16 protein-coding genes are annotated in these 11849 nt (G+C 40.2%); 15 read left to right on the forward strand and 1 reads right to left on the reverse strand.

Annotation, left to right across the window (positions count from 1 at the left end; all coding sequences use genetic code 11):
• Nucleotides 1-177: 177 nt before the first annotated feature.
• The 7 genes from ACIQ0H_RS19605 (at nt 178) to ACIQ0H_RS19635 (ending at nt 5381) form a co-directional block, all read left to right on the forward strand.
• A complete protein-coding gene (locus ACIQ0H_RS19605) occupies nt 178-1146 on the forward strand; it encodes an ABC transporter substrate-binding protein (RefSeq protein ID WP_403418616.1) in 969 nt (322 codons plus the stop codon).
• A gap of 1 nt (nt 1147) precedes the next feature.
• Nucleotides 1148-2182, forward strand: coding sequence for a FecCD family ABC transporter permease (locus ACIQ0H_RS19610; RefSeq protein ID WP_403418619.1), 1035 nt, complete (start codon nt 1148-1150; stop codon nt 2180-2182).
• Nucleotides 2169-2954, forward strand: coding sequence for an ABC transporter ATP-binding protein (locus tag ACIQ0H_RS19615; RefSeq protein WP_403418622.1), 786 nt, complete (start codon nt 2169-2171; stop codon nt 2952-2954). Before ACIQ0H_RS19610 ends, ACIQ0H_RS19615 begins: the two co-directional genes overlap by 14 nt.
• The gene (locus tag ACIQ0H_RS19620; protein ID WP_403418625.1) at nt 2951-3361 is read left to right on the forward strand and encodes an ankyrin repeat domain-containing protein; all 411 of its coding nucleotides are present in this window, start codon (nt 2951-2953) and stop codon (nt 3359-3361) included. The genes ACIQ0H_RS19615 and ACIQ0H_RS19620 overlap by 4 nt, the downstream gene beginning before the upstream one ends.
• A complete protein-coding gene (locus tag ACIQ0H_RS19625; RefSeq protein WP_403418628.1) occupies nt 3358-3693 on the forward strand; it encodes an antibiotic biosynthesis monooxygenase in 336 nt (111 codons plus the stop codon). Before ACIQ0H_RS19620 ends, ACIQ0H_RS19625 begins: the two co-directional genes overlap by 4 nt.
• A gap of 228 nt (nt 3694-3921) precedes the next feature.
• On the forward strand, nt 3922-4632 hold the full coding sequence (locus tag ACIQ0H_RS19630; protein ID WP_403418631.1) for a hypothetical protein: 711 nt from the start codon (nt 3922-3924) through the stop codon (nt 4630-4632).
• A complete protein-coding gene (locus tag ACIQ0H_RS19635) occupies nt 4632-5381 on the forward strand; it encodes a hypothetical protein (RefSeq protein WP_403418633.1) in 750 nt (249 codons plus the stop codon). Before ACIQ0H_RS19630 ends, ACIQ0H_RS19635 begins: the two co-directional genes overlap by 1 nt.
• Nucleotides 5382-5478: 97 nt before the next feature.
• Here ACIQ0H_RS19635 and ACIQ0H_RS19640 read toward each other — a convergent pair whose 3' ends face one another.
• The gene (locus tag ACIQ0H_RS19640; protein ID WP_403418636.1) at nt 5479-7029 is read right to left on the reverse strand and encodes a glycosyltransferase; all 1551 of its coding nucleotides are present in this window, start codon (nt 7027-7029) and stop codon (nt 5479-5481) included.
• 199 nt (nt 7030-7228) lie between these two features.
• Between ACIQ0H_RS19640 and ACIQ0H_RS19645 the strand changes: the two genes are divergently transcribed.
• The 8 genes from ACIQ0H_RS19645 (at nt 7229) to ACIQ0H_RS19680 (ending at nt 11807) form a co-directional block, all read left to right on the forward strand.
• The gene (locus ACIQ0H_RS19645) at nt 7229-8212 is read left to right on the forward strand and encodes an MBL fold metallo-hydrolase (RefSeq protein ID WP_403418638.1); all 984 of its coding nucleotides are present in this window, start codon (nt 7229-7231) and stop codon (nt 8210-8212) included.
• Between the two features lie 38 nt (nt 8213-8250).
• The gene (locus ACIQ0H_RS19650; protein WP_403418640.1) at nt 8251-8628 is read left to right on the forward strand and encodes an FAS1-like dehydratase domain-containing protein; all 378 of its coding nucleotides are present in this window, start codon (nt 8251-8253) and stop codon (nt 8626-8628) included.
• Between the two features lie 328 nt (nt 8629-8956).
• Nucleotides 8957-9145: a hypothetical protein gene (locus tag ACIQ0H_RS19655; protein WP_403418643.1), complete on the forward strand. Its 189-nt coding sequence runs from the start codon at nt 8957-8959 to the stop codon at nt 9143-9145.
• A gap of 81 nt (nt 9146-9226) precedes the next feature.
• Entirely contained in the window at nt 9227-9811 is a 585-nt protein-coding gene (locus tag ACIQ0H_RS19660; protein ID WP_403418646.1) for a hypothetical protein, read from the forward strand.
• A 44-nt stretch (nt 9812-9855) separates the two neighbouring features.
• Entirely contained in the window at nt 9856-10251 is a 396-nt protein-coding gene (locus ACIQ0H_RS19665; protein ID WP_403418649.1) for a DUF3139 domain-containing protein, read from the forward strand.
• A gap of 70 nt (nt 10252-10321) precedes the next feature.
• On the forward strand, nt 10322-10495 hold the full coding sequence (locus tag ACIQ0H_RS19670) for a hypothetical protein (protein WP_403418652.1): 174 nt from the start codon (nt 10322-10324) through the stop codon (nt 10493-10495).
• Nucleotides 10496-10895: 400 nt separating this feature from the next.
• Nucleotides 10896-11147, forward strand: a complete 252-nt coding sequence (locus ACIQ0H_RS19675) for a hypothetical protein (protein ID WP_403418655.1) — start codon at nt 10896-10898, stop codon at nt 11145-11147.
• A 153-nt stretch (nt 11148-11300) separates the two neighbouring features.
• Nucleotides 11301-11807, forward strand: coding sequence for a nucleoside deaminase (locus ACIQ0H_RS19680; protein ID WP_403418657.1), 507 nt, complete (start codon nt 11301-11303; stop codon nt 11805-11807).
• Nucleotides 11808-11849 lie beyond the last annotated feature (42 nt).

The following is an 11849-nucleotide window of genomic DNA, read 5'->3' on the forward strand; positions in this document are numbered from 1 at the left end:
CGCAAATTTCAAAAACCGCCCCATCCACGAGGAAACTCCTTGGATGGGGCGGTTTTTGAAGTACAAAATGAACCATCTTATTTTTTATTTTCAAACTATTTGTTGACAATGATAATCATTATCAGTAGAATGGGAAACGTTGAGAATGGTTATCAATTATAGATAGGGGATTGGGAAATGAAGAGAATCGTATTACTTTGCATGTCAGTATTACTGTTGGTCGTTTTAGCGGCATGTGGTGCAAAGGCTGATACCAACACAGCCGAGAAAGAAGTGGCACCGAAAGAAGAGGAGAAAAAAGAGCTAGCGTCGACTATTGAAGTGACAGATGCCTCAGGGGAAAAAATGACGTTTGAGACAGCACCGGAATCCATCGCAGTTCTCAATTCAGGTGATTTAGATATTTTACTAGCATTAGATGCGAATGTGACAGGACGTCCAACTGCTAGCGGTCCTGTTGCGGAAGCGGCAAAAGGAATTACGGAAATTGGTAATCCACATCAGCCAAACTTTGAAAAAATAGCGGAGGTTCATCCATCCGTTTTGGCTGCATCTATGAGCTTCAAACAGCACGCTGAAAATGTGGAACGACAAGGTACGAAAGTTGTTTATACAAAAGCGAATTCCATTGCAGATATTCAAGAAACCATTCAACTGTTTGGTCAGTTATTCCAAAAAGAAACAGAAGCAGAGGCGATCAATACATCTATTACGGAAAAAGTGAACGAGATTGGAAAATCAGCTATAGAGCCAGTGAAAACATTATTAGTCTATGGGGCACCTGGTACGTATTTAGCAGCGCTTCCAAATTCACTTACAGGAGACCTATTGGAAAAAGCGGGTGGAGAAAATATTGCGTCCGATTTTCCACAGGAAGAAAACTACCCACAATATGCGAGTCTAAGTGTCGAAAAGATCATTGAAAGAAACCCGGAACTAGTCATGCTCATTACCCATGGTGATCCGGAGGCAGTGAAAGCTGCATTTGAAGGTGAAATGGAGAAAAATGCGGCGTGGAAAAACCTTGATGCTGTGAAAAGTGGAAATGTAGTCGTGCTCCCTTCAGACTTATTCGGTTCAAATCCGGGAACGAAAGTAATAGATGCACTAAAAGTGATGAAAGAAAGTCTAGCGGCGGTTAAATAAAGTGGAAGCTGTAGAGGTACAAGTAGCTAAGACTACGCATCCACTTGCGAAAAAACGCACAATGGTCATTGTCTCTTTTAGTATTCTGCTACTCATTGCAAGCACAGTCAGTCTGATGATTGGACCTGTGTCATTCACGGTAAGTGAAGTGTGGAGTGGGATTTTCCATTCCGATGATTCCTTGGCAAGACGGATTGTATGGGAATTACGCTTCCCGCGGGTATTAATCGGCTTGATTATAGGCATGTGCCTTGCCGTATCAGGGGCCATTTTACAAGGGGTAATGAAAAATCCATTAGCCGATCCTGGCATTATCGGCGTAACTTCGGGTGCGGGACTAGCGGCAACGGTCATTATGATTATCTTCCCGGCCTATATTATGTTTTTACCGTTAGCAGCTTTTCTCGGGGCTCTTGTTACAGCGCTTGTTGTGTACTCGTTGTCTTGGAGAGGGGGTACTTCGCCAGTCCGAATTATATTAGTGGGCGTCGCGATTAATGCCGTAATTGGTGCGTTTATGAGTGCGCTCATGTTGCTCTATAGCGATCGCGTGCAGTCTGTTCTTCCTTGGTTAGCGGGTGGGATTGCTGGAGTTGGTTGGATTCAGTTTGAAATGATTATCTATTATGCGGTTGCAGCGCTCGTATTTTCGCTATATGCGATTCGACATATTCGCATTTTACGGCTTGGAGATGAAGTAGCGAAATTGCTGGGTCACAATGTCGAAAGAAGCCGTTTTTTTCTTATCGTTCTGAGTACACTTCTTGCAGGAATTGCAGTGAGTGTTGCGGGATTAATCGGCTTTATAGGCCTTGTTGTACCGCATATCTTACGTATTATGATTGGCGGAGATTATCGCTATTTATTGCCTGCATCAGCGCTTGGGGGCGGTTTGCTTGTGGTCATGGCGGATACGGTAGCCCGGAGTGCATTTGACCCAATCGAGTTGCCAGTTGGAATTTTATTGGCTTTTCTAGGCGGACCATTTTTCTTGTATATGATTCAACGAAGGAGGGATTCTGTTGCTTCTCACTAAAAATGTGTCGTACGAGCATTCATCTTCCTTTCGTTTAGAGGACATTGATTTACACATAGCGGAAGGGGAAATCGTTAGCTTAATAGGCCCAAATGGCTCTGGAAAATCAACCTTTCTGCGCCTGATTTCACGTCTTATTACCCCTAGAAGTGGCGAAGTAATCCTGGATGGCAAAATGATTGGCTCGATGAAAAGCCAAGAGGTGGCTAAAAAACTTGCGATGTTGCCACAAATGCAAGATCATCAACTCGATTTAACGGTAGGAGAGCTCATTGAATTTGGCAGATACCCTCATCGAGCAGCATATGGGAAGCTAACACAAGAAGATGAGGACATTGTTCAGTGGGCAATGGATGTTACAAGACTCACACGTTTTAAAAATCGACCGCTCCAATCACTTTCTGGTGGAGAAAGACAACGGGCTTGGATTGCGATGGCCATTGCCCAGCGACCGAAGATTTTATTGCTAGATGAACCGACTACGTTTCTAGATATATCACACCAATTAGAAGTGATGGAACTAGTCCAGGCATTAAATGAACAATTTGGCATGACGGTGGTCATGGTACTACATGATATTAACCAAGCAGCACGCTATAGTGACCGACTTATTGTGCTAAAGGGTGGCAAAGTTCAATACGATGGCATTCCACAATGCGTGTTATGTAGGGAAATGTTTCAATCCATATTTGAAATCGACGCGGATATCTATAAAGACAATGGAAAACTATTTTTCACACCAATTCGAATACGAAAGGAAGAGTATGCATGAAAAAAGAGCCATTAAACAATGGGTTAGTACGGGATTTTGTGATTGCAGCGCATGGAGATTTGAGAGAAGTGAAGAGACTAGTTACCCAAGAGCCGGCGCTTATTCATGCAGTTGTCAATTGGGGAGGGAATGACTGGGAAAGTGGACTTGGGGCAGCGGCACATACGGGGAATCGCGAAATCGCGGAATGGTTATTGCAACGTGGTGCACGCATGGATATTTTCACGGCTGCAATGCTTGGTGATTTACAGATTGTAAAGGCAATGATTGAACTTCAACCAAATGCCATTCGTGCAACAGGTCCGCACGGTATTACGCTAAGTCGCCACGCACAAGTGGGCGGGGAAGCCGCATTGCCTGTCTATACGTATTTGGAGTCTTTAACATCAAAGGAGGAAGTCGTATGATGATAACAGCGGTCAACACAATTCGTATAAAAAAAGGAAGAGTAGATGAAATTCTGTCTCGTTTTCAAACACCGAAATCCGTTCATACATTTGAAGGATTCATATTAATGCAGGTGTTGAAAAAAGATAACAGTCCCGATTATGATGAGTTGAAAATTTGTACAACATGGGAAGACCAAACATTTTTCGGTAAATGGCTCGAGAGTAGAGCAGCGAACAAAGCGCATGCACAGAAAAGTGAACAAAAGACGGAAGATAGCCCAATCCTAGGCTCAGAACTCACAACATTTGAAGTAGCTATCCAGCATAAGCCAGCTGTTGTACAGCCGTGATAAGCACGTAAACAAATCCCCCTACGTCAGGTTACTGATATAGGGGGATTTATGTGTTATTAAACGTCCGTCCATGTTTCCCTACAAAACGAAAATAACTAGGGATTTGGTAGAGTTGTAGGAAAAACAGTTACAGGGTAAAATTGGATGTGTTGATTGGTTACCACTAAAAGTCCCTTTGTTTTTCCACAAAAGACAGACTAACTGAAAGCGGAGGTGTAAATAACGATGGCAAACGTGTCTATCGACATCATAGCGATCATAGCTGGCATCTTAGCATGGGGTGTTATTGGAATGTTAGCCTATCGTACATATAAAAAACTTCCCATGAAGCCAAAGGTATGGAAAGTGATCGTCGTACTCGTTGTAGGTCTTGTTTCTTTATCATTTAATTGGAATTTAGAAAATGGACTTGCCAGGATTCCCATTTTACCACTCGGTGTATGGCTATTGTATTGGGTTTTGAAAAGAAAAGAAGGCCGGTGGGAGCGTTATCGAGCCTTTGCTTGGTTAGGATTTTTGGCGAACTTTATTATGTTGGCTACAACTTTGCTTGCAGTACCCGTCCATCATGCTATCTACCCAGCAGATAAGCCATCCACCTATCTCGCAGGTATGGACAATGCGGCGATTATTCAAACGCATCCATCCGCCAAGGATCGTACCCTGAATAAGGAAAGTATACAAAGGCAACTTCCTATATTGAAACAGGAAACAATCTACAGTGACCAATGGTACAGTGAAACGTACATGGACACTGAATCTACTAAAAAAAAGGAACGGTTTCCTTATCAATTAATTGGAACTACAGCAAAATGGGGAAGCGGCATCGAAACGATTGTTTTTATTGAAGAGGATGGCAGGGGTATTTTACTGACGACACCGAAACAGCAACTTTATTTTCTCGCTGCAGATTCAGTGCTGGGAGGTGGGGAATAATGGCCACGAAAAAAAGAAAGCTGTTTGCTGCAGGATTACTAGCTGTTCTATTAGCGTCTGCAGTTCTTACTTGGTTTTATTTCTCGAAGCCGACTTCTTTTCCAGCAAATGATCAATTGGTAGAGACGATTAATAATACGATGCCACAGGCAGAAGCAGATATGATTCAAGACAGCATTTATGTAGATGCACAACATGTATTTGTACCCTTTATCTCGAAAAAGGGTGATTATGGTGTTAGTTATTGGGTGTGGCAAAAGGCTAAGCAAAAGTGGAAGGTTGGTTCGATTAGTACAAGTGGGGAACCACTTCTGTGGAGGATTGATAAAAAAGATCCATCCACGTATTACTTCGTATGGAATATTCATCCCGACGATCAATTAGATGCTGTACAGTTCTATTTAGTAAGGGATAGGGGATATCATATCTCGGATGGTAAAGAGAATTATTTTTCAAAAGTGCAGATGGAGAAAAAAGAGTCCCTTCAAGAAAAATCTTATGGCGTATTGAACTTTCCAGATGAGTGGGTTTCCTTTATCAATCCGCTTATGCGGGTAGAATCAGCTAAACAACCTAATATCTTCTTTACTAGTTTCTATCCGGAACATGCTCTGCTGTTTAGCTGGATTTCATATGATCGCATGGGGCAAGAGAAGTATCCAGAAAGAACCGGAAATGGGAGTAGTCATACGGATGGTGGCGTGGATATTGATTATGTCAATTTTTTTAGTGAGAGCGCGATCGAGTAATAATTGCTTCAGCAAAAAAGTACCTGGTACGAACACAACAAGGAGTTGCATCCGTACCAGGTATTCTAAAAGACGAGGAGATTTATAAACAAGTTTCTTACTCTTCCCACTGAACTAGATTAGGGTTTTCATCCAATATGGAATCATATTGTTCCTTCACCCCGTACTGCCCTTGCGGATCGAGGGTCATATATCGTTTATACTTTTCCGTCCGAGTTTCCTGCGTTGCCCATCCATAATGCTTAACCCTCAAGTTAGAAAGACTATTGGGCAATTGAAATATATTATTAGGAAACCTCCCGCAATGTTGGGGTGTTTCTTTCCAAGTATACGTGAAATCTTTCCGATACCTTAACAGAAAAGGGCGATAGAACGAGTGGGCGTTCCAATAGCCGTCCTCGCGATAATGGGTAGCATCCCAAAAATCATACAGTCTAAATGAATAAAGATCGTAGTCTTCTTGTAGCAGTAGCTGTTGTATATCTTGGACAAATCTGTCCTCAAAGATTTCGTCGGCATCCAGATTTAAAATCCAATCCGGTTCAGTCTTTATCGTTTCCTCCCACTGCTGCTTGCGCAGGTCGACTTCGTTGGAAAATTTCGAAACGTCATTTCTTATGATTGTGAATGGGATCCCCTTTAATAGTTCTTCGCAAATTTCTATCGTATTGTCTGTACTGCCGTCATCGATAATTACAGCTTCATCAATAGCGGGGAGATGCTTGCTGAGTACTTCTTTGAGGTATCGCTGTCCTTCATTTTTTACAATCATCGATAAAGTGAGTTTCGGTTTAACGACATATACATTTTCAGGAGCTATTTTTTCTGTATCACGTGTTTTACTAAAAAACGCAGGGATTCCCACCTTATCCTCGTCACGATAAATATGGTAAGCGGGATAGTGGGTATCCACGTGTAGCGCCAAACCAAGGGCGGCTGCACGTATACAAAAATGCCGGTCTTCCCCCCAAAATGTCAGATTAGGAATCAGTTCAAAATTAACCCCTTTCTGAAGCGCATTCCGTGATAGAAGCGTACATGCGCCAAGCCCCCCAACTTCATAAACACCAGGTACCCTCAATTTAGTGAGGAATTCATGGAAGCGAACGGTTATTTGCTCATCAGATAAGAGTTCTCCCCGATGCTTTTGATACTGGGTATACTCGTCATAGAGCCATACTTGCGGTTGCTCAAGTGCAGTTGGTTGCCATCTAGTCCAAAAAACTTCGGAAATAATATCTTTCTCCTGCTGAACGAGATGGGGAATGGTCTGCGGATAGAGTAAAAGATCCGAGTCAACCAAAAATAGATAGTCCACATCTTGTTCGATTGCCGCCTGAATGATCGAGTTTTTAAAACCCGCCACCTTCCAAACGAGATGTTCATTCCAATAATGGGTGGTACGATCTCGCACATAATCATCCTGATACGTTGACTTTTCAATGTTTACGGATTGGTTTCTCTCTTGAAATTTTTGAAGAAGTCCGCTGGATTTCGTGTTTGTATTATCATCTATAAAATGAAAAGCGAATGCGATATTCTCTTGCTGAAGTTGTTCCAAGGAATACAAAAATTCGCCTAATACTTCTGGCTTTTGATATACCGGACTCGCAATCAATACTTTCTTTTTCTCTACGATTTTATTCACCATCTTTCGATTCATGAAAATCCTCGATTCACGCTTATTATATGTATCATGCAAAATAAAAACACTCTACCTGAAGCCAGAAGCGCAGCAAGCCCTTGGTGTGTAAGGATTCCATTATAAATAGTCTGAAATGTTGTATAATAATGAGGTGAACACTCAGTCATAATGGTTTAGTCAAGGAATATAAGGGGGAATCGCCGTGCAGAAATCTAGTATTATTTTCTTAGAAAGAAAATTTCCAAGTGCAAACATGATTCTTATAAAAGATCAGTTCCCGATGCTCATTGATACTGGTTTTGGGAGCGAAGTAAAAGAGACAGAACGGTTCATAAAAGAAGCAGGCGTCTCACCAGAAGAATTACAGCTGATTGTGAACACGCACTATCATAGTGATCATGTAGGAGGCAATTTTTATCTTCAAAAACAGTATGGTACTCAGATTGCTGCTCATAAATGGGATGCCGATTTAATAAACGCATGCGACCCCGAAGCCTGTAGTGCAGAATGGTTAGATCAACCTGTAGAACCTTATCGAGTCGATCGAAAACTCTCGGATAACGATGAGATTCATACGGGAAGTAGAACCTTGAAAGTCCTACACACACCAGGACATACGCTAGGGCATATTTCTTTATATGAACCTGAAGAAGAAGTATTAATTTGCGGAGATCTCTTTCATAGAAACGATATCGGGTGGATAAATAACTTCCGTGAGGGGGTTGCCTCCATCCAGCGATCTTTGGAAAGCTTGGATCGGCTGTCAAAGCTTCCAATTGGGCGTGCCTATTCGGGACATGGACCCCAAATCGAAAATCCTTTAGCTGCCATTAATGCGGCAAGGAATCGGTTTGAAAAGTGGCTTACGTCGCCAGAAAAAGTTTCATGGCATGCGTGTAAGCGGATCTTTTCATTCACATTAATCATTAAAAATGGATTGGCAAAAGAAGAAATGGACCACTACCTGTTGCAGTGCGGCTGGTTCCAGGATTTTGCACGCTACTCTTTCCTGGTCCAACCGGAAGAATTTATTCAAATCCTGCTGGATGAAATGATTCGTTCTGGTGCAGCAAGCTGGCATAATAATCGTCTAATCGCAGCTACCTCATACCAAGCATCAAATGAGGAATGGCTGAATAAGAACATGAAGCCGAGAGATTGGAAACCTCACTATTTTCTCGCATAACTAAAACAAGTAAGAAGTGGATGCAGGGGGAGATTTATATGACATTAAAAGTAGGGGACATCATACCGTTTGAACGGACTTTTACAGTAAGGGACCTTGAATTATTTACGGAAATTTCGGGTGATGAAGGGATTCATCATTTGACACCAGATGAACAGGGAAGACTTGTTGTTCAAGGATTATTAACGGCAACTTTACCAACAAAGGTAGGTGGCGATCATAATGTACTGGCTCGTACGATGAATTTCGAGTTTGTTAGACCGGTGTTTACGGGAGACACCATAATGTGTGAAGTGAAAATTGAAAAATACGAAAGACAAGAAAACAGTAGAACAGCTATTACGGCATCCTTTTTATGTGGAAATCAGAATGGAAAAGAAGTATTAAAAGGGAATTTTTCAGGTGTAATCCTTTAAATTCATTATTATTGCTTCGACTGAAGGAGTGGGGATATGAGTGACCGTTTTGAACTAAGTTTAAAAAACAAGGAAGTTAGAATGTGGTTGATGATTATGATACCTACTATGATAGCGGAATTTATGATGATTTCTGCTGAAAATCGCTATCAATATTTTCGAATTGTCTTACCTTTACTGTCTTGGATCGTTTTTTTTATATGGCGATATTTTTATAGACGGAACCTGAGGAAAGAGTCTTCTTTTACTTAATATTTACTTCAAACGTAAAGTAAATGTAACTTTTTAGCAGAAAGATACGTTTATAAAGAAAAGGGGAGGGAATCTAATGGATTTGGGGATGTGGATTTTCTGGGGGGCAATTGTCACTTTGCTTGCAGGTTGCTATATTGTAGATTTTTTAACTGGGGGTAAATATAGTTTAAAAGCACAAGAAAAATCATTGAATCGGAATTCAAGGGTAGCTGATTCCCTACGGCAAGTGGGGCGGAATGATCATCAAAAGGGCCCTTTTTAAATTAACTCAGCAGAAGTCCGCCATTTCTAGAAGTGGCGGACTTCTGCTGATTCGGTGAACTCTGAGTAAGGGGATGGGTTAATGAGAAAAGCATATGTACGTAAAGTGCTACTAATAGGTGTGGGAATAGTGGTATGTATACTCTGGATGAGTGGGTGGCTGAATCTGCAGATCAAAGGGCTTAGTGTTATTGCCGAGGATGTGGAAGGTTATCGATTGCAAGCATATCCCGTTGACGGGGAATATTCCGCCAAGATTGATTTGAGTGATTTGGATAGCAATGAGGGAAAGGTGCTTTATGATGATGGGGAGAACCAAATTTACGTAGAAAAAGTATATGTCAGCGGTAATTCAGATTACGAAGTTAACTTTAGGTCGAGTGGAACTTATCGTGTAAGAGGTGCAACAGTAGTATCTGGCAATGAACACGCACGAACCGAAAATGGTTTTACACTTATTAATCATGTAAACGCAACAGCAACATATCAAGGGGATTCGTATAAAATATACCCTTCTGGTTCATCTGGATTAAATTATAGGGATGGAGATTCATTTGGCTATTATTTGAATCCGCACGATAAAGAGGTAGATATTGATATTGAAAAAGACCCCATTATAGAAGTGAAACTTTCAAATTTATATATGCATAAGTGGGAGAAGAAATAAATGCTTGATTATAACGCTTTTCAACTATCGAGAACAGCTGTATTTTGGATAACTTTAAAAAGAAAGAGTGTCTCGATAATCGATTTGTTAACCAAAGGGCGGATTCTATGAAAAAAATTCTTATCATTGGGTTGGTCATTTTGATACTTGCTCCATTTTGCGGGGTACAAATAAAAAAACGCGTGTACGAAAATAGAGTTGAACACTTCCTGACAGAAGAAATGTCTTACGGTAAGGAAGACATACAGTCAATTGAAGCCAAATGGCATTTTGCAGGGCTTCCGAAGTGCTGGGTTAATGTCATTTTTTCAGATGAACCACAAGTTGTGTATACTTATTTTGCTCACGATAAAGAACATATAGGACAGTTCGAATATCATTCAATTGATGCCACGATTCTTTCAAAAGATAAATTAAAGCATTTTGCGCCATATGAATGAAATAAAAAGGAGGCGATTATGAACGACTCACCTTTTGAAATTAAACGATAAATTGATTAGGGGGAGCTACTTGCTTATTAGGAAACTTTTTTCGGGATTAATTGCTGGTGTTTTAGTCGTGTTAATTTATTTTCTATTAGTACAGTCTGGCGTTGTCATCGCAATAGGTGTGTATCTAATACCGGTTCTTTTGATTTATGGAGTACCATCATCTATTCTCTCTGATTTCGTCAAAAAAAACTAAGTGGATTGCTTATAGGAAGTACGGCATTATTCATTCATTTATTCCTTGCCGCTTCGTTTGTTTTAATCTTAAACACGGATAGGATTTTAAATAGCTTAGTTTTTATTACCGCTCTTTTATCTTCAATTCTGTTTTGGTGTATAGATGAGTTCCTTAGGTCTAAAAGAGCTAAAGATATATGTGACAAGATTGATGGTTTGAAAATTTATTGAATTTATATTCTATAGTTCAACTAACTGGTGCTTACTTGATGCTCATTGTGCTGATAAAACGGCTCTTTTTCTTATTAAACTAAAGGTGCAGGTTAGTTGAAGAGTGGTGTTTAACTTGTTTTCAACAATCGGGTCAGATTGATAAGTGAGTAGAAATTATTTGAATTTAAAAGGAGGTAAGTTCAGTTGTGGAAGAAGAATATTCGAATAATAATAAAAAGGTTGATACAACGAAGTTAGCAATGAAAGAGATTGGCTTTTTAGTATTAGTAATACTATTTTTTGTTCAGTATTATAAAATACTTGCGTATGTATGGAACCGATATGTGTATGGCACAGGTATTAGCGATTCTATCAGTATCTTTATCTTGATTTTCGGTGTTATTCCACTGTCTTATTTATCCGCGAAATATTTAGTTAAATTTATTAAGAAAGCATAGTGAATAGTAAGCGTCCTTGTTATTAATACGAGCGGGTGCTTTACTTGAAGATCATTGAGCCGATAAAATTGTTCTTTTTCTTATTAAATTAAAGGGCAGTATGGTCAAATAAGAATAATAATCACATCGAATATTTGAGGGAGGGGAAAAATAATGAGTATCGATAAAGATAGAACTTTTTTAGAAATGGCGTTGGAAGAAGCAGAGCAAGCATTAAAGGAAAATACATACCCTGTAGGGGCAGTCATTGTTGATGAAAACGATAACATCATTTCAAGAGGACGAAATAGGGTGCATCCAGCACAAGATGCAACTGCACACGCGGAAATTGATGCAATAAGAAATGCGGGGCAAGCCATTTTTGACGCGAAAATAAAAAGAGAAAAGTTCACGATATACACAACGTTGGAGCCTTGTCCAATGTGCACAGGTGGAATTTTATTTGCAAATATCAAAAGGGTAGTTTGGCTTCTAAATGACGACTTAGGATTTGGTGGGTATAGAAAAATAAAGGATTCTAAGGTCTTTGATGCAAGATTTAATGTAGTAGAAATGATTGAACAGCCATATGAAGACCTAAAGAATAGGCAAAAAGAACTTATGGATAAATGGGCGGTTAATCCAAATAATGTAGTGAATCTGCGGAATGCTGTAAAATAGAAATATTTTATTCGACATAGGAGGTGTTTCTACAAGTAGTGG

It is taken from the genome of Sporosarcina sp. NPDC096371, from assembly GCF_044762865.1.
Classification (GTDB): Bacteria; Bacillota; Bacilli; order Bacillales_A; family Planococcaceae; genus Sporosarcina.